The organism is Metabacillus arenae, assembly GCF_014773385.1.
Classification (GTDB): domain Bacteria; phylum Bacillota; class Bacilli; order Bacillales; family Bacillaceae; genus Metabacillus_D; species Metabacillus_D arenae.
Genome location: NZ_JACXAI010000023.1, coordinates 37,315 through 55,677, shown reverse-complemented (window position 1 = coordinate 55,677; position 18,363 = coordinate 37,315). Strand labels below are relative to the sequence as shown.

Genomic DNA, 18,363 nt, shown 5'->3' with positions numbered 1-18,363 from the left:
TTGATATAACGATCTTTGTGATATCTTCATTCATCCGCCGGGTTTCCAATTTGAATTTCAATTATTTCAAGATTTGTAGTGCCTTTGATTTCATGTCCGGAATTACCTGGTATTTTTAGAATATCTCCTTCCTTAATAATTGATTTAACTCCATCTATCGAACATTCACCTTTTCCAGAAATAATCGTCCATATTTTTTTGAGATTATGATTCTTTTGATAGCCGGTTGTTTTCCCGGCAAAAATTTTTATTCTTTTGGTTATTACTTCAAGTCCTTCAGGATTTTTGCAATATTCTAATATACGGCACAACCCCCATTCTGTTTCTTCCAATGAACCTTTTTCTATATGGTGAAGGAAATCTTTGAGGCGGATACTTGCTTTCTTATCAGTAACTAATATGCCATCACTACTGGCAGCGATAACAGCATCAGATATACCGAGAACATTTACAGGAATAGGAAGTTCATTTATAAGATGGGTATTTTCTGAATCTCCACTAATAAACCCTTTCCCAATTAAAAAATTGTCAAGTTCCTCTGTCAAAGAATTCCAGGTACCGAGATCCTTCCATCCCCCCTTATAGGGGACAACTACGATCTTTTCAGCCTTTTCCACCACCTCATAGTCAAAGCTGATTTTTGGTATTTGATCATAAATCTTAACCAGCTCCTTGAAGCTGGCTGGCAGCCCTTTTTCTTTCATCAATGAAAGAAAATACCCTATTGTAAACGAAAAAACTCCGCAATTCCAAAGCGCTCCTTGTTTTATCAATTCTTCTGCTTCTTCCACTCCCGGCTTTTCAGTAAACCGTTCAACAGAATAATAATGACTGCCGTTTTCTGCATCCATCTTTGCTGCAGGAACTATATATCCGTATTTTTCTGAGGGTTGGGTAGGAGATACACCAATTAATGCGATATTCGAATGAGAATTTTCTAAAATATTCTCCATCTTCATGACGGTTTCAAAAAAATGTCCATCAACATATTGATCAACTGGAAGAATACATACAACCTCATTTACATCCACCTGCTGGTTAGAATATAAATAACTTACAGCTAATGTGATAGCGGGAAAGGTATCTCTTTGAAGAGGTTCCAAAATAAGCGGAACTTCTTTTCCTAATTGGCTTTTAATAATTTCTCCATGGGACTCACTCGTTATAAAATAAGTTTGGTCAGTTAATTGAAGCGAATCTAACTGTCTCCAGACTCGTTTAATCATAGATTCTAATTGATTGTTTTCATTTTTTAATATTTCAAGGAATTGTTTGGGACGGAAATTACTCGATAAAGGCCATAATCTTTTTCCAGAGCCTCCTGAAAGCAAAACAAGCTTCATATGTTTCTCCTTCCACGTACAAATTATCGATATACATATAACCTATGTAAAATTTAAAAAATGAACTAGTGAAACCGTCTAAATAACTGGTAAATTAGGCTTGAAATAATAAAATATACTGCGATGGAAAACCTTTAAACTAGATATTGTTATAAGTCCAAGATAGTCACAAATCTCCGGTTTTAAAAACTGTACAACATATGAGCACTTGCTTTAATAAACCGCTCAGTGCCTACCATTTGGTAAGATTAGTTTAAGTAAATAACGAAAAGTATTCTTGTCTAATCACTTGATATGCTGAATTTGAAGGATATTTAAAACTAAAATCATTTTCTTAAACAAAAAAAGCCCGTGGAACCTGATATTTATCCACAGACTCGCTATATTAGAATGATAATCAATGATTACTTGAATTCTAAAAGATGAGAGATATAATGATAGGTGAAAGAAAGGAGAAAACGATTATACTTCTAACAATATAAGAATCTAGCAAGTTTTTTAATCGTAAAATAGAAATTGCCTATTTCAGTAACCAGCATTTCTATCCTTTGATTTAATATTTGCTTCAATAAACCATGCTCCCCCTTTTTGATCTAACCCTATATCAAAACCTATAGAACGACGCTCAGGATAAAATGGTTCTAATTGCTTTGTTGCCAGATGGACAACCTCGTCAATTTTGGAGACTAAATCTTTGGCTGATAAAAGAGGATGATTCAAAGAGGATTTTCGAATCGCTTCTTCAACAGGTAATATCTTCTGAGCAGCATTCGTAATGATGAAACCATTTGCTGCTAATTTTGCAAATCTTTTCGTGATCCCCCATTTAGAAGAATTTCTGCCGCGCCGAATCACCACTCGAACATCAAAAGGACAACCCTTAATGGTAGCCAGTGGAATCTTTTGCTGCACTATGCAGCACTTCTTTATGTCTTTAAAGTGGTTGTAAACCTCCGCCTTGCTGGTTATAATCGTTTTTTTATTTTCTGAATGTATTTCATATAAGTTTTTATCTATTACAGATACTTGGGTTACACCAACCCCTAAACGGCCGGCACATGGTTTCACTATGACTTGATGATACTTATCCATAAGTTCCCAGAAAGATTGTTTTTTTAATCGCTTAGTTTCTGGTAAGTGTTTTAGGAGGGCCCTTTCTTCTTTTAAAAATTCATAATGTTTCCACTTTCGTTGATTTTTACCCATTACATGCACTTCCTTTGCTTATTAAAAAGGCTGCCTAAAAATGTAATAACCTGCCTTTTAATTAAGTTTATTCAAGAAGTAAAACAGTTGAATGAGACGAATGTGGATTTATGACAGGCTATTCTATTGATCTTATAACAACCAAGAGGTTGGATACCTTTCACTGTACCCAACCATTTGTTTGCCTGTCATAAGTTCATAATGTTAATTTATTTAACATCCTGATCCGTTTGGACAAGTTGGGAGAATATCACTAAAACACTCATCACAACTCGTAACAGGTACCGATCCTGCAAATTCTGTACCTGATGGTGGTTCGGGGCAAGGATCATCAGCAGGTACACAGATGGTTTGAACCACAACTCCACCTGCACAATAAACACAACACTTAAACGGTCTAAGTCCCAATACAAATCACCTCCATTCTATTAATCTACCCATAGTAAATGCAGACTGGAGATAAATAGAAACGGCATTTATTTTAGGATACAAGCACATTTTTACCCTATTTTTATTTGGTTTTATTTCACCTGCACAATTACTTCCTCGGTTTAAACGAAGTCCAGTTTTCCCCGTCTAAGAAAGCTCCCCTCCCGATCACACAGAATACTACAAGTCTCTCCAAGATTGAGAGATTACTTATAAAAAAAGAATTAATATTTGTAATTGAGTAAATCAATTTCCTTTTTAAAATAATGTTGAATCATTTCTTTTTGAGATTCATTATATTGGGTTGTATAAGGTTGTCGATTTTTTCTAAAGTTACCTTTTGCCTTTGGGAGCCAACCATCAAAAGGAATTGCAACTTTATCACAAACGGCTTTTAAATCACTTTGTAAACTTTCATATTTACCAATATAGTCCACGACTGGAATATCATTAATGGTGTAAACTGGGAAATTAAAAGCTCCTTTATATTTTCCTCGTTCTAAAAATTGATTAAAACTTTCTTTTTTATGGTTTTTTACTGCAAAATAATAAAGAGAAATTACCTTGTCCCAAGGATTTCTATCAAAACAAAACTTATAATAAGATCCCCATATCTCATCGCCTATTAGTGCCTTTATTTCTTTTGCAGAAATGTGATTATAAAAATTCTTTGTCCCCAGTTGATAATTCTGAGGGGATTTACCTAAAGTCTGTCTAATCTTTTCATCTCTTTGTGATATAGGAGTAATAATATCACTTTCACCACAATACCTTGATAATGAAATTTCAATACTAGTACCCGCTGTTTTTGTAGTTTTTAAAAAAATAAACCTATATTTATGTGAAATGATCATTCCTTTTATCATTCTCCGTTACATAAAAATTTCTTAAATATAACTTATGTAGAATTTTTTTAAAAGGAACGACATAATACCTAAAAAACGTTCGTAATCTTCCCTTTTTAACAGGAAAGGTTCTTCTAATCTTTTTTTCTAACATTCACCAAAGTTAAAATCTTTCACACAGATTTAGTATAATTAATCGATTATCAACCCAAGTTTTTTCAATCGCTGTTTAGCCTGCTTCCCAACTTCGTTTGGTGAAAAATGTTTTCGTATTGTTTTTTGGCCTTCCAGCCCAACATCCTCAGCTAATTTTCGATTAGCGCAAATTTCAGCCATATAATGAGCTGCATGTTCAACGTCTGGATCAGCCCATATTTGGTCAAAACTGTACGGACCATAATCTTTGCCAATCTTAATTAATTTATAATTAACGAGAAGGGAGTTATGGCTTGTCATAAAATCTTTGTTTCCAGACCAGTTGGTTGCAATAACAGGTTTACCTAAGTACATTGCTTCAGCTAAACCAAGACCAAAACCTTCGGATCGATGCAGGGAAACAAAACAATCGATGGAATGTAAAAGACCATTTATTTCATTTCGATTTAGTACTTCATTAATCAAAAAAATATTTTTATAACCCTTTATTTCTTTTTTGAGTTTTTCTATTTCCTGAGGCCTTTTACGACTATTATTAATTTTTAAAATCAGGCCAACATATGGATCATTTTTCTTAAAGGCTTTTTTAAATGCAGCTATTACTGCTTTCGGATTTTTTCGTTCTTGCAAACTTAAAACATCATACATAGAAAGAAATAAAAATCGTTTGGTTGGAAGCTTAAAATAATGTCGATTCATCTTATTTGAAAGAATGAGTTCAACAGAATGAGGGATTTTAATAACTGGAACGGGAGATTTTTTAGAAATGGCCTCTTGGACAAAGGTTGATGGGACCCAAACTTCATCAACTAATTCAAAGCTTTTGGACCATTTATCTGGAAATTCCTGAAGCTCCCAAGCCCAATACCCAATATTATAACGGCCATGAAATAAAGTATTCCCATAATGTTCAAAAGCAAGAGGCATATGACTGGCATTCACATGAAAAATATTACAATGATAAACAGGATTTGTTACTTCCTTTGTAATCCATGTTTTATCTTTATTTTTAGTTATTTTATTCATTTCAAAATTTATAATCACAAAAGGGATTTTTGCAGCATGAAAAGTATTTGCAGCTATCCTGCCAGATTCACCAATTCCCGTTTCAGTTCGTATACTGCCAATTAAGTTCACTCCTTTTTCCAATTATCCCCCTCCTCGGGCATTTTACTTGTTCATAATATATTTCTGATATTCCTATGAGATTACCGTTAAGCAAAACTATTTGCTATTAATAGATAGAAAGTTGAAAATCCTTTAAACATCAATAGGCTTTTTATTCATTTCTACAAATTTACCATTTATTTCATTATATTTATCTATTCCTTTTCTTTATTAAATGCATAGTATACAGTGAGCCAGGTGCTACATAAAATTTAAAGGAGGTTTAATAAATGAAAACTACACCTTATACGTGGATAGGACAAATTCACAAACCTAAACGGCGTAAGAATGATGATCAGAGTGACCATAAATGTGATGACGATTATACATGTGATTGTAATTATAAATGTAATGGCTTTGCTTGTTCCTTTTTTGCAACATTACCTAAAGGCACAACAGTGACGATTATAGGTGATTCAGGAACTATGTATGATATGGTCGTATTCAAAAGCTTTGATTGCAAAACCTGTGCTGTAACAGTAATAGATGAAGATGTTTCTCCACCAGAGAATTCTATTATTAAAATCGATTGTGAAAAAATCGAAAGTGTTTCCTTCACTTCAAAGCCTTAGATGAAAGTAATTTATATACAATCGGGATACCAGCAAATATACGCATATTTAGAGAAATGGTTTGAAGAGGGTTTCAAAGCAATCGGCCTGGATATCGAAACTTTTCCCTCTACACTTCCACAAAGTATCATTGAAAGAAAATTTGATGATGAGAAGCCGTTATTTGCTTTAACAATGGTTGGAAATAAATTAGAGGAATCTACCCTTACTTTCCTTAAAAATCGACAAATTCCATTGTTGATATGGTTGACAGAAGACCCCTTTTATATAGATAGCTCTATTGAGAAATCAAAACTTGCCGATATGCTTTTCACAATTGATTTTGGTGCATATAACTTTTATAAAAAAAATGGGATCCAGCATGTTTATTATTTGCCGTTAGGAACAGACTCAGAGACATTTAAACCAAATATTTCTAAAAATCCATTTACAAGCGATTTGCTTGTGCTAGGATTTCCTTATCCTTCTCGAATAAAGTTGGTAGAAACCCTGCTTGAGGAAACAGATTATAAAATTACAGTTGTAGGAAAAGGCTGGTATAACAGAATCAAAAAGAATAACCGTAAACTTAATAAGTTAACAATAATAAATAAATGGGTTTCCCCCAGTTTAGTTTCTGAATATTATAATGGTGCTAAAATCGTTCTTAACCCTCATCGCGAAAGTAATTTTAAAAAAAACAAGAATTCTCTTGGCATTAAAAATCAGAGCATGAATAATAGAACATTTGATATAGCCGCTTGTGGAGCTTTTCAACTCGTTGAATATAAAAAAGATGTTTATACACAATTTAAGGAAGAAGAAATGATTGCCTACATTGATCTTAATGATTGTATTAATAAAATTCATCACTTTATGCAAAATGAGACTAAAAGAAAGAATATCGCTTCTCTTGCGAGGAAAAGGGCCATTACCGATCATACGATGAAACAACGGGCCATGGTTATTTTGAACACTTTCCTATCTAAAAACTGAAAAAGGCAGTTACTTTAATAAAGCGCCAATAATGGCGTTTTTTTAAATCAATTATACTCAAATGATTCGACATTAATTTAATCAATCCGTTTGATACAAGTTCAGAAAAATGGATTAATTTGCAAATAAATAAGCTGCCATGAACAACATCGTTTTTTCATAAGGCTCTTTTCTAAATGTTTGTTGCTGTTAACTTATAAGAAGCATTTGAATAATGGCAATTAATGATTCGCCGATTGCTTCAAGTCTCACCTTAGGGAGATCCTCTAAATCTCGGAGTAATAGACTATGCTTAAATAGCAACAAAGTTTGCGAATAAGCCTTTCATAATGAAAAAGGCTTTAGTATCCTCGGTTAATCCCGGCTTTTCATTATGAAGTAAATATCCTTCTATCATGGACAATTATGCTTTCTTGTTTTGTTTATAAAGATATTTTTTCAGCAGTTCATTAAAAATAATCAGCCCCTCATTAGACAATTATAGACGGATACCCACACCATATGGGGATAAAACACATACTCTGTTAAGGACTTAGTCACAATAACTATTTTTTTAAGGAGCTGAAAATTAATGGGTTGCAAAGGCAAAGATAACAATTGTGTATGTCAAGCACTTGAACAAATTTTGGCTGAACAAGAAGCAGTTGAAGAAATTAGTTGTCCTACAAGTTGTTTCAGCAATTTATTGAACCCAGTTGCAAGTCCAGGAAGGGACACAATTCCATTCATTCTATACAATAAAAAAGGAGAGCTTTTCAAAGCTTTTGGTAATGTAGGTGGCTTTACTGGAGACATGACATGCTTTAAAACCATTTTCTTCCGCGTTGAAAGTTTAGATGACTGCTGTGCAACATTGTCATTGTTACGTCCTGTTGATTTTAATGGAGACACAGAAGATGTATGTGATCCGTGTGATCCAGACTTCTTCGGTCTTGAAAAATCAGATTTCTGTATCGAAGTAGATCTTGATTGCTTCTGTGCAATTCAATGCTTATCACCTGATTTAGTAGGACGCACTGTTGACAAAAAACATCATTGCAAATAAGTGATAGTTGACTGCTGGGTTCAGCAGTCTTTTTTTTTGAAATTGGATTATAATCGACGTGCCCTTAAATATTTTTAGCAGATTTTGACTAAAACCTTTCCTTCCTAATTATCTGCCTATATAGGCAAGGGAAATCTTAAGTTTCCAGAAATTCAGGTTGCGTTTATAAACCAGCTTATAGGCCAAACGCTTAATAAAGTTGTTGAGGTACATATTAAACGCCCTAAGTTCAGGGTGCACTATACTGGTTCTTTTATTTAGTGTTTAAAGATTGCGGCCATGATGACAGACTGTTTTTAACTGAATTCTTACGTAAAGATCAATTCTTCTCTGCAGCACATTAAGATAGCTGCCTGCCGACAGGTATACAAGGTGCCTCTGCAATATAAAGCTGATTCAGGTAAGAGTTGTATCAGAATATTTTATTACTGGAGCTAAAAGTAATTAGCCTTTGTAATGGGTCAGGCTAGTTTTAAAAACCTAATACATCTATCCCTTTAATATTTTCAAGTGGGATGTTTAATGGTTTTGGCTCATTTAATGAACGTATTGTAACTATTCCATTTTGTTCAGCCATAATGACTCCTCGATAAGAACCTTCAATTGTTTTAATAAAACATAATGATTTCGCCATATTTTTTGGCATTGTCGTAAAAAACTCAACCTTTTCAGCAATACTCATCTTGGAGAGAGGTTTTCTTTTTTTTCTTTGCCGCCTAGATGGTTTTTCTTCTATTTTTCTTTCAGGTTCTTCATTTTGCTTTGCAATTTCTAAATCATTCTCAGCCTCTTTTGCTTCTCTTATGGAAAGCTCTTCTACTGTGTTTTCCACCTGTGTTTTATTCTCAACCTGTATGCTTTTTTCTTCCTTCCCTGGCTTCTTAACTACAAATGCTTGCATTTGCGCTCTAACATCATTATATTCCGGCTGTACAATATACATAAGGGGAGTTGTTTTCTGCTTATTACTCATTGAATTACCTCCATCATGAAGAGTCTGCACTTACAATCTATGTTCCATCAATAGGTGATGTGCCTATTTCATATTAGAAAAATACAAAATAGTTAAGCAGCTGCATTTTAAGTGGAGAAAACCTGCTTCGGCATTGTGGGATTAATCTAAAAATATTGGTTTTTAAATTACAGTAAGAAATGCTTTTCATGACTTTGCTTTTGTTCCAGATCATTAACGTTCAAGCTTTAAATTCCGATGAATATTTTTCCTAATCCTTAAGAATTTCATCCATGCATTTTTTGTTCATCTGGCAAACATCTTACTGTACTTGAAAATAGCTATAGTTTTTTAGGGACGTTCAGTTAAAATTAAGGCGGGTGGAATTTTGTCAGGAAGCTGCTCATATTTATTTTAAACATTTCATAATGTATACAGAGAACGTTGTGAAGGTGTGACATAAAATGTCAACTTGGTTGCAGTTAGTTATTTTTGCTCTCGCCTCTTTCCGTTTAACTAGATTAATTGTCTTTGATAAGATCACAGAATTTATCCGCCATCGTTTTCATAGAGAAGTGGAAGAAAAAGATGAAAACGGGGATACAGTTACCTATATTGAAATAAAAGGAAAAGGCTTAAGAGCATGGATCGGTGAACTATTAAGTTGCTATTGGTGTACAGGTATTTGGTGTTCAGCTGTTTTATATGGAATTTGGTTAATATGGCCTGGTCCTACAGAACCCTTACTTGTTATATTAGCGATTGCGGGATTGGCAGGAATCATCGAAACTAGTATTAGTAAGCTGCTAGATTAAGCACATAGATTTGCAGCTTATCATTAGAGCGGGATGTTAGGATCAGACCCTCACACACATGAGTGAAGATTAAGAACAGGACCTCAGCCATACTGGATGCAAAGCTAATGATTAAAGGGACTACTTGTGTTTCAGTAGTCCTTTTTATAAAATTAGATAGTTTAATTTATTAAAGTGTTAATGTAGATGATCTTTTCCAAGCTCGCCTTAACAAATTAAAACTTAATCGTTTTTAACTTTTTTATCCAATAAGAAAAAAAGTTAGATACCTATGTATCTAACCAACCTTCTTAAAAACCTAATAAAGTAATCGATTTTATTTCTTCTATTTGTAATTTTATTTCATTTGGTTCGCCTAAAGTACGAATGTGGACCAATCCGTTTTCTTCCGTTATAATTATGCCTCTGTAAGTATCCGTTTCCGTCTCAATTTGACATAGCGTTTTCGGAATGTTTCTCGGCAAGTTGGTAAAAAAATCAACTTTTTCCGCAATGGACATTTGAGATATCGGCTTCCTTCGTTTTTTTTCAGGCTTCTTTACAACTTGATCTTCCTCATAGGAATTACTTTGTGATTCCTGCATCTTTTCGTTTTTTTCTTTAACAGCTACTGGTTGTTTGTTTTCTATTGTATCTATTTTATTTTTTTTCACAACAAGTGTCTGCATTTGAGCCTGAACTTCATTGTAATCCGGCTGAACAATATACATGAGAGGTTGAATTTGATTCTTCTCCTTTTGTTTGTTCGTCATCGCTCTACCTCCGCCTAAAATAATCTGTTCTTCACCATTTTATGTAACAAGTCTTGTAAATTTCCTGTTTTTTTAAATACACGTAATATATCCCTCGCTATCTATCAAATAGCTAAGCGTGAAGAGCATTATACCCGGCTAGAGCGCTGGACTATGAAAATCCAGAAAAGGTTGCTGAAGTTATTTACATTCAATCACTAAGACCCTAATGTGATTTGTAAGGATGATATTACGACATGTCAAAACTTTTTTGTCTGAGTCTTTCCTATTTTTATAGAATACTTTCCAAAACACCAAAAAAGGTCAGGACTTCTCCTGACCATGTTCGTAGTAAACTAATTTTAGTAGCTGTTGTTAAGAAATGATGCACCAACAATGATGAGAAGAATGAAAAGCACAACAATTAACGCAAAATTGTTATCTTTACGTCCGCCGCTCATAGAGTTCCACCTCCACATAGAAGAATACTATATTTTATGAAGGATGGTCTTCAGAGGTTTGGACAAAAAACTATAAAAAATATAAATGATGCAGAAATGGAGAATAAAAGAAAAACTGATGAAATGATTCAGCTTCAACGAAAAGTTCACTCAAAATTCGAGTAGTAAAGGCCTTCCATTTATATTAAATATTGTTGCTCCTTTAATAAATAATATGAATTCATATTTTTAACTGGTGTAACAACAGCATATAAGTTATCATTTGAATCCTTCATATTACTTAGAATTACCTTATAACAAGGTGTATGTTTTATATCTTTTTTCAATTCCCCAAATAGTACAAGATTTTTATTTATTTTTCCATTTGTAATTAGCCTTTTTTCATTTCTCACTTTTTTAAAACCCCTTTCATGATAATCATTTTTTTCACAAATCTAAATATATTCAATAAAAGGAAAATTAATACAAAAAATTCATCTATTTTTCATATTATAATTTTACCAAATAATGTATTCTCATTTTTAACTGAAGGATAACAGTAATATGATCTTTTTTAAATCAATTTGATTAAAGAATAGGTATATCCAGCTGAGCATTTGTGTTAATAGTGAATATTAACAAAATAAATATCATACTAGGTTATACCCTTTTAATATGGGATAAAAAAAGGATGCTCTCCTATTGAGAGTCACCCCTGTTTTTATCTGGACATAATATGGTAGCCGGAGTCTACGTGAATGTTTTCTCCTGTGATGCCTCTTGATAATTCACTAAATAAGAAGAGTGCTGAATCACCGACTTCTTCTTGGGTTGTTGTTCGGCGAAGCGGAGCACGCTCTTCTATTTCTTTGAGAATAGAGTTGAAATCACTTACACCTTTTGCTGACAATGTACGAATTGGACCTGCAGAAATGGAGTTTACCCTAATTCCTTCCTTACCAAGGTCGCTTGCTAAGTATTTCACGCTTGCGTCAAGGGACGCTTTCGCAACACCCATAACATTATAGTTAGAAACTACCCTTTCGCCGCCCAAGTATGTAAGTGTCACAATGCTTCCACCTTCTGTCATTAAGCCTCTTGCCGCTTTCGCAACAGCTGTTAATGAATAAGAACTAATGTTGTGAGCAAGCAAAAAGCCATCACGAGTCGTATTTAAATATTCGCCATTTAATTCATCTTTGTTCGCAAAAGCTACACAATGGGCAATCCCGTGGATAACCCCTACTTCTTCTTTAATTCTTGCAAAGCATTGTTCAATTTCTTCGTCCTTTGTCACATCACAAGGTAAAATAATGGAATCCTTACGATCAAAAGTTTCTACTAATTCTCTTACAGATTTTTCAAGTCTTTCACCAACGTATGTGAAAATTAACCGAGCACCGGCATCCTGCAATGAACGAGCGATTCCCCAAGCAATGCTTCGTTTATTCGCAACACCCATTACAACGATATTACGACCTTCAAGTGAGAAATTCATTACAAATCCTCCTAAGATTAATACATGTTATTAGTACCTGGTTATAATTATAGCATATTTTTCCCCGCCATGCTAATTTAAAAACGGTACCAGGTACCAAAGGTACCTGGTACCGAATAGTGTGGTACGTTGACCGGAATTATATCCTTTTATCATTTATTTCTTTAATTTTGTTTAGTTCCATCTTAGGTTCACGATTTTCTTTCAAAAATCCGTTAATTTCTTGTTGCACATCAGTGATTTGTGTATAACAATATCCGCTTACCCAATCTAATTTTTTTATAGAATCAGTGACTTTTTGAAAACGACTTAAAAAATCCTCTATACTTGAAACTTGTGCTCCGTATCCCCATCCTTGTTCACTTTTAAAAGCAATTCCTCCATATTCACTGATAATGACTGGCTGACCTTTATAAGAGTATCCTTTTGCAAATGCGTATTTATGCTGATTAAAAGGAATTTTATTTTGTAAAATTGATTCTTTTACTTCATATCTGTCTAATAGGTTGTCCCCATCAGCCTCATAATCATGCAATGTGATAATATCAGAGACTGTATGCTCCCACCCATCATTAACAATCACAGGCCGCATAGGATCAATTGCTTTTGTTAGATTATAGACTGATTCTGTAAAGAATTGCTGCTGGGCATTAACAAAAATAGCGGAGATCCCCCATGATTCATTAAACGGAACCCATGTAACAATTGAAGGATGATTGTAATTTTGCTTTACAACCTCTATCCATTCATTGGTAAATTTTTCAATAGCTTTATCTCCAAATTCATAAGCAGAGGCCATTTCCGACCAAACAAACAAGCCCTTCACATCGCACCAATATAAAAACCTTTCATCTTCAATTTTTTGGTGCTTTCTTACCCCGTTATACCCCATAGCGATTATGCTATCAATATCTTTTATTAATGCCTCTTCTGATGGCGGAGTTAAATGTGTTTCATCCCAATAGCCTTGATCTAAGATAAGCTTTTGATAAATAGGGGTATTATTCAAGAGAACCTTTCCGTTTTCAATCGAAATTTTTCTCATACCAAAATAAGAATACACATGGTCAATCTTACGTTCTCCTTTATAAAGCAACAATTCTAAATCGTAGAGATTAGGGTTTTCGGGACTCCAAAATTTCACCTTCCACGCTTCAAACTCATGATCAATTTTGATTTTCACCTGATCATGTGATCGGTTTACTTTTAGAGAAACTTCCCTGATTGGCTGATCTTTAAAAGAAACTTTTGCAACTAATGTTAAGTCCTCACCTACATTTACACCTTCCATTTCGTACCCCATGAGAAGGGAGTGATTATCAATTTCAGGAGTCAGCTTTATACAGCCCAAATGAGTTTCATCTTCAAGGTATTCAAGCCATACTGTTTTCCAGATACCAGTCGTTTGTACATACCAGCAGCCAAAGTTTTCATCCAACCAGCGCTGTTTACCTCTCGGCTGGAATGTACTTATTGAATCCTCCACTCTAACTACCAAACTATTCTCGCTATCAGTTAATAAGAAATTTGTAACATCAAAAGAAAACCTGGAATACCCGCCTTCATGCCTTCCTACGAATTGACCATTTACCCATACTTCTGTTAGATAATCTGCTCCTTCAAAATGCAATATCTTCTTCTTTTGGTCTTTATACCTTTTATCAATGGAAATTGAACTCTTATACCAAACACATGGATGGAAAGCTTCTTCACCAACTCCACTTGCCTTCGTTTCATAAGTAAAGGGGACAGTGATTTTTTGATTGCCAGGAAAGGAATCAAACCACTTTGATTTTTTTCCGACATTTTGATCATCAAATACAAACTCCCATTCTCCATTTAGATTTTGCCACTCTTTTCGAAAAAATTGAGGTCTTGGATAATTTTTATTATTTTTCATTATTTGACTCATCCTTTCATACCTGTGAAGCTAATGCCTCGTATAATTTGTTTTTGAAAAATTAAAAATGCAATAATAGCTGGAATAGACGAAATAGAATTAATCACCATCGGTCTTACATAATCGACTGAATAGTTAGATATTAATGTCGGGATTCCGATTGGCAGAGTGTAAAGATATTCAGATGTCACAGCTAAGAAAGGCCATAAAAAGTTATTCCATGAACCAATAAAGGTAAAGATCCCTATTGCGGCTAAAGCGGGTTTAGCCAAAGGAAGAATAATATTCCAATAGATTCTCAAAGTCCCGCAGCCATCCATTTTAGCGCTTTCAATAATCTCATCAGGAACTTGTTCAAAGAAGCTTCTTAATATTATGACTCCAAGGGGACCCGCTATGGATGGAAGAATCAATCCTAGATAGGAATCAAGTATTCCGATATCCTTTGCTACCTGATAGAGAGGAATGATTGTAGCCTCTCCAGGTATCATCAAACCTGCCAGAATCATGTAATAGATGGAATTTTTATATGGAAACGACATTCTAGCAAACACAAATGCGGCTAGAGACGTCACAATAAGAGTTAGTAAGGTTGTGACAGCTGCTACAAAGAAACTGTTAAACATCCAAGTTAAGATTGGGGACCCAGTCAAAATACTTTTATATGCATCCATAGAATATGGAGGCAGTACCCAATCTTTCACACTGTCAATTGCTGTACCCTCTATTTTGATTGAAACAAAAAGCATCCAGAATATCGGAATTAAAAACAGGAATGAGACTGAAACCGGCAAAAGATTCCGTCTAACAATGTTCATCCTTTACCCTCCTCTTTTACGAGTTACTTTAAATTGAATGACCGTAACGAGCACTAAAATAATAAATAATCCGTAAGACATAGCAGCAGAATAACCGAGATTATTTTTCACAAATCCCGTTTCATAAATGTATTGAATAATAGGACGTGTCTCTGTACCTGGACCCCCGCCTGTCATTAGAAAAATCTGGGCAAATACTTTGTAAGAAGCTAGAATCTGAAGCAATAAAATCACAAACGTAATAGGTTTTAATAATGGCAGAGTAATATACCGAAATTTTGTCCACCTTGCAGCACCATCGATATCCGCAGCCTCATACAAATGTTTCGGAATATCTTGAAGAGCTGATAAATACAAAATCATATTAAATCCAACTGTCCACCACAATGTCGTTCCGGTTATAAACACCCATACCAGAACCGGATCTTGTTGAAAGAAAAATTCCCTTTCTATTCCAAATACGTTGAGCCCCGTTGATAGTAATCCTGTATATGGTTGTACGACAAAAACAGCAACATAAGATATGACAGAAACTGATAATATACTTGGCAAAAAGAAAGCACTTCTGTACAGCGTCTTTAATTTAGAATTTACGTTAGCCAAGAGAGCCAGGGCCAGAGCAATCACAATCATTACCGGGGTCGAAATCATAACAAAAAATGTCGTGTTCCAAATTGAGTCCCAGAAAAAATGATCATTGATCATTCTTTCGTAATTTTTCAATCCCACAAATTCCATTTTTCTAAATAGATTCCAATCATAAAAGCTCATTTGTATCCCTTTTAAAACAGGAAAAATTGTAAACAACATATATAACAGTAAAAAAGGTGCCAGCAAAATATATGGTTTCACTTTTTTAATACCAGATTCTTTATACATTTATTCACCTGCTTTCAGGCTGTAGTTTAATATTTTAATAGCTCGTTTATTTCTTTTTCCATGTCATTTATTGCTTTCTTCGAGCTGGCTTTTCCTGCCCAAATTAAATTTAACTGTTTTATGACAATGTCCTTCACTCCTGCATTGTGTATCGAAGAAGCAGGAAAGGCTACAGTATCTGCCACTTCTACATAAGAGCTTCGGTATGGCAGTTCATTAAATTCAGTGGATTCAACTACTTTATCATTTACGGGGATGTGGCCAGCCTTTGCCCAAATGGCTCCTTGCTCAGACGCATATTTCATGAACTTTATAGCAGCTTCCTTTTTTTCTTCATCCATTGTTTCAGAAATCGGAAGTGCCAGAGTATGAGAATCGCCCCATGTTGCTTGCTTTTCGTATAGTTTAGGAAAAGCCATTACTCCAAATTCAAGACCTTCAGTTGATTCCCAAATTCCTGTTGCCCAAACACCTGTTGTGATTACAGCCGCTTTTTGGGACTGAAAGGTACGGTAAAAATCAGGAAGGTTTTTAGGAATCACTTGATGTTTATGAAATAACGCCTTAAGATAATTCGCTGCTTGAACCCCCTTTTCTTTGTCTAACACAAATTGATCCTCGCTTATAACCCCCCTTCCTCCTAATTGATGATATAATGCCCACCAAAGGAAATACGGATCAGAACCTTCCGAGGATAATGAATAGGGTATTATACCTTCCGGCAGTTTTTCTTTTAACGTTATGAAAAAAGACACTAATCCTTCAGGTGATTCCTCTACTATTGGTGTTCCATCATCACTTAGTAACCCAGCCTCCTTTAGCAGCTTTTTATTGTAATAAAAGACAAAAGGATGGGTATCGATCGGGATAGCATAATGTTTGTCATCAATGATCGTAGATTCAAGTATGTTTTGATTAAATTCCTCCCAGTTCACAGACTCCTTCTCTAAGCTTTGAAGAGCACCTAACTTTGCAAACTCTGGAAGCTTTTCAGTATGAACAACACTTATATCAGGTCCGCTTCCTGCCGAAATGGCCGTTTGCAGCTTTGTGTAATACCGTGCATTTTCAACTTCCACATTGTTTACATAAATATTAGGGTTTTCTTGATTGAACTTATTAACAATTTCATTCATAAACTCTGCATCACCGCCGCCAAACAATGTCCAGTAAGTGAGATGAATCTTACCATCAGCTTCAGTACTGGCCATTCTACCGCATGCAGCAGATGACACCATTACTATGCAGATAATTAGGAGAGACAGAAATTTGACTTTCAAAAACAGCTACCTCCTTTATTGCAATATTTTTGTTTTAAACATATTTTATGTTTAAAACAATGATAGCGCTTCCAAATAACTTTTGTCAATAGTTATCAGAAAATTTAATCAATAAAATGGTTTTTCAAATAATAATAGGATTGAAAATTCATTAATTCTGGTGATACCAATTATGATCAAAAGCACAAAATCTTCTTACTCTTAATTTTTATCTAATTAAAAAAGCTTGAAAAGAATCGAATCTCTTCAAGCTTCTAACTTATTATGATTAATAGATCACTTTTCACGAAACCTTCACCGTAAATTAAGAAATCCTTCTAGCTCATAATTATTCATAGATTACTCTCATTAAAATGTCTTGCTCATAATTATTCATAGATTACTCTCATTAAAATGTCTTGCTCATAATCCCCCATCCCTTTTCCAAATAAATTAATGCCTCCACAATGTTTGGCCGATTCTTTTACACCTATTTTAATTGTAACAAAATCTGATCCTTTCATGTTTAACTGACTTAACTGAATCGTACTTACTTTTTCATCGTCAATAAAACTACCTTTATTGGTCACCTTCCATTTCTTCAACAGGCCATATTGCGTATTGTTATCAGGTAACCACATTGGATTAAGTCTTCCGCGGCGATCTCCAAAGTCGCCGGGGCTTGTCCAAGTACCAATTTCTATGTTATTGATCCATACCGTTATATCTGAAGGCCATTCATGATTATAATTTGGGGTTTCAGAGCACAGCTCAACTGAAAAGTCGATGGATGCAATCTCCTTAAAGTTTTTTTGAGGAAGAGGAAATTTATATTCCACAAATCCCTTTCTAAACCAAATAAGTTGGGCTGTCATTCTATCTGGATGATAAAAAACATAAGGCTTGTCTTCTACGTCTAAGATACCGTTGGAATTAATAATTCCACATGTTGGATATACTTCACAATTCATATATTGTCCAATTGGCATTTCAAGTTCAAAGTATTCTTTTGGATTATTATAATCTTCTTGCTTGTTTAAACTCATATGTACATCATCAAAAGACCTTAAACATATTTTCATTGTCCCTCTAGTTGCTTTTTTTACTTCTGTTATAATGAGCCCTACTTCTTCAAGTACACGAACATTGAGTGAGATAGTAGAGGGTGGAAGTTTTAATTCTTCTGCAATATCAACGACACTCATTCTTCTCCCTTTCAACAAATCCAATATTTCTATTCTTAATTGGGAAGAAAGAGCATGGGCAACTTTTTGTAGTTTATCTGGTTCATCCATACTAAGCTCTAACATAAGAAAGCACCTCCAATACTTTT

19 protein-coding genes are annotated in these 18,363 nt (G+C 34.4%); 4 read left to right on the top strand and 15 right to left on the bottom strand.

Annotation, left to right across the window (positions count from 1 at the left end; translation table 11 throughout):
- Positions 1-26: 26 nt before the first annotated feature.
- The 5 genes from IC621_RS16925 to IC621_RS16905 all read right to left on the bottom strand — a co-directional run bounded on the left by IC621_RS16925 (position 27) and on the right by IC621_RS16905 (position 5,128).
- Positions 27-1,343, bottom strand: a complete 1,317-nt coding sequence (locus IC621_RS16925) for a sugar phosphate nucleotidyltransferase (protein ID WP_224752608.1) — start codon at positions 1,341-1,343, stop codon at positions 27-29.
- Between the two features lie 525 nt (positions 1,344-1,868).
- The gene (locus IC621_RS16920; RefSeq protein ID WP_191159584.1) at positions 1,869-2,549 is read right to left on the bottom strand and encodes a YheC/YheD family protein; all 681 of its coding nucleotides are present in this window, start codon (positions 2,547-2,549) and stop codon (positions 1,869-1,871) included.
- Positions 2,550-2,762: 213 nt separating this feature from the next.
- A complete protein-coding gene (locus tag IC621_RS16915; protein WP_191159582.1) occupies positions 2,763-2,957 on the bottom strand; it encodes a hypothetical protein in 195 nt (64 codons plus the stop codon).
- 245 nt (positions 2,958-3,202) lie between these two features.
- A complete protein-coding gene (locus IC621_RS16910) occupies positions 3,203-3,844 on the bottom strand; it encodes a sulfotransferase family 2 domain-containing protein (protein WP_224752607.1) in 642 nt (213 codons plus the stop codon).
- 171 nt (positions 3,845-4,015) lie between these two features.
- Positions 4,016-5,128 carry a glycosyltransferase family 4 protein gene (locus IC621_RS16905; protein ID WP_191159580.1) on the bottom strand — a complete coding sequence of 371 codons (1,113 nt, stop codon included), beginning with the start codon at positions 5,126-5,128 and terminating at the stop codon, positions 4,016-4,018.
- A 248-nt stretch (positions 5,129-5,376) separates the two neighbouring features.
- Here IC621_RS16905 and IC621_RS26570 point away from each other — a divergent pair, with 248 nt between their 5' ends.
- From IC621_RS26570 to IC621_RS16890, 3 genes are all read left to right on the top strand, one after another.
- Positions 5,377-5,718, top strand: a complete 342-nt coding sequence (locus tag IC621_RS26570) for a hypothetical protein (protein ID WP_224752606.1) — start codon at positions 5,377-5,379, stop codon at positions 5,716-5,718.
- Positions 5,719-6,693: a CgeB family protein gene (locus IC621_RS16895; RefSeq protein WP_191159578.1), complete on the top strand. Its 975-nt coding sequence runs from the start codon at positions 5,719-5,721 to the stop codon at positions 6,691-6,693.
- A gap of 571 nt (positions 6,694-7,264) precedes the next feature.
- The gene (locus IC621_RS16890; protein WP_191159576.1) at positions 7,265-7,738 is read left to right on the top strand and encodes a CotY/CotZ family spore coat protein; all 474 of its coding nucleotides are present in this window, start codon (positions 7,265-7,267) and stop codon (positions 7,736-7,738) included.
- Between the two features lie 472 nt (positions 7,739-8,210).
- Here the strand turns inward: IC621_RS16890 and IC621_RS16885 are convergent, their stop codons facing one another.
- Positions 8,211-8,711, bottom strand: coding sequence for a CotO family spore coat protein (locus tag IC621_RS16885; RefSeq protein WP_191159574.1), 501 nt, complete (start codon positions 8,709-8,711; stop codon positions 8,211-8,213).
- A 443-nt stretch (positions 8,712-9,154) separates the two neighbouring features.
- Between IC621_RS16885 and IC621_RS16880 the strand changes: the two genes are divergently transcribed.
- Entirely contained in the window at positions 9,155-9,505 is a 351-nt protein-coding gene (locus tag IC621_RS16880; RefSeq protein WP_191159573.1) for a DUF1360 domain-containing protein, read from the top strand.
- A gap of 290 nt (positions 9,506-9,795) precedes the next feature.
- Here the strand turns inward: IC621_RS16880 and IC621_RS16875 are convergent, their stop codons facing one another.
- From IC621_RS16875 to IC621_RS16835, 9 genes are all read right to left on the bottom strand, one after another.
- Entirely contained in the window at positions 9,796-10,257 is a 462-nt protein-coding gene (locus IC621_RS16875; RefSeq protein ID WP_191159571.1) for a CotO family spore coat protein, read from the bottom strand.
- A gap of 341 nt (positions 10,258-10,598) precedes the next feature.
- Positions 10,599-10,697 (bottom strand): YjcZ family sporulation protein, encoded by a 99-nt coding sequence (locus IC621_RS16870; RefSeq protein ID WP_191159569.1) that lies wholly within the window; start codon positions 10,695-10,697, stop codon positions 10,599-10,601.
- Between the two features lie 179 nt (positions 10,698-10,876).
- Complete coding sequence (locus IC621_RS16865) at positions 10,877-11,089, bottom strand: hypothetical protein (protein ID WP_191159567.1); 213 nt, start codon at positions 11,087-11,089, stop codon at positions 10,877-10,879.
- 308 nt (positions 11,090-11,397) lie between these two features.
- Positions 11,398-12,174 (bottom strand): enoyl-ACP reductase FabI, encoded by a 777-nt coding sequence (fabI, locus tag IC621_RS16860; protein WP_191159565.1) that lies wholly within the window; start codon positions 12,172-12,174, stop codon positions 11,398-11,400.
- A 139-nt stretch (positions 12,175-12,313) separates the two neighbouring features.
- Positions 12,314-14,074: a glycoside hydrolase family 2 protein gene (locus IC621_RS16855; RefSeq protein ID WP_224752605.1), complete on the bottom strand. Its 1,761-nt coding sequence runs from the start codon at positions 14,072-14,074 to the stop codon at positions 12,314-12,316.
- A gap of 8 nt (positions 14,075-14,082) precedes the next feature.
- Positions 14,083-14,892 (bottom strand): carbohydrate ABC transporter permease, encoded by an 810-nt coding sequence (locus IC621_RS16850; protein WP_191159562.1) that lies wholly within the window; start codon positions 14,890-14,892, stop codon positions 14,083-14,085.
- 3 nt (positions 14,893-14,895) lie between these two features.
- On the bottom strand, positions 14,896-15,771 hold the full coding sequence (locus IC621_RS16845) for a carbohydrate ABC transporter permease (protein ID WP_191159560.1): 876 nt from the start codon (positions 15,769-15,771) through the stop codon (positions 14,896-14,898).
- A 26-nt stretch (positions 15,772-15,797) separates the two neighbouring features.
- Entirely contained in the window at positions 15,798-17,051 is a 1,254-nt protein-coding gene (locus IC621_RS16840; protein ID WP_191159558.1) for an ABC transporter substrate-binding protein, read from the bottom strand.
- A gap of 368 nt (positions 17,052-17,419) precedes the next feature.
- On the bottom strand, positions 17,420-18,340 hold the full coding sequence (locus IC621_RS16835) for an ArsR/SmtB family transcription factor (RefSeq protein ID WP_191159556.1): 921 nt from the start codon (positions 18,338-18,340) through the stop codon (positions 17,420-17,422).
- Between the last annotated feature and the right edge of the window lie 23 nt (positions 18,341-18,363).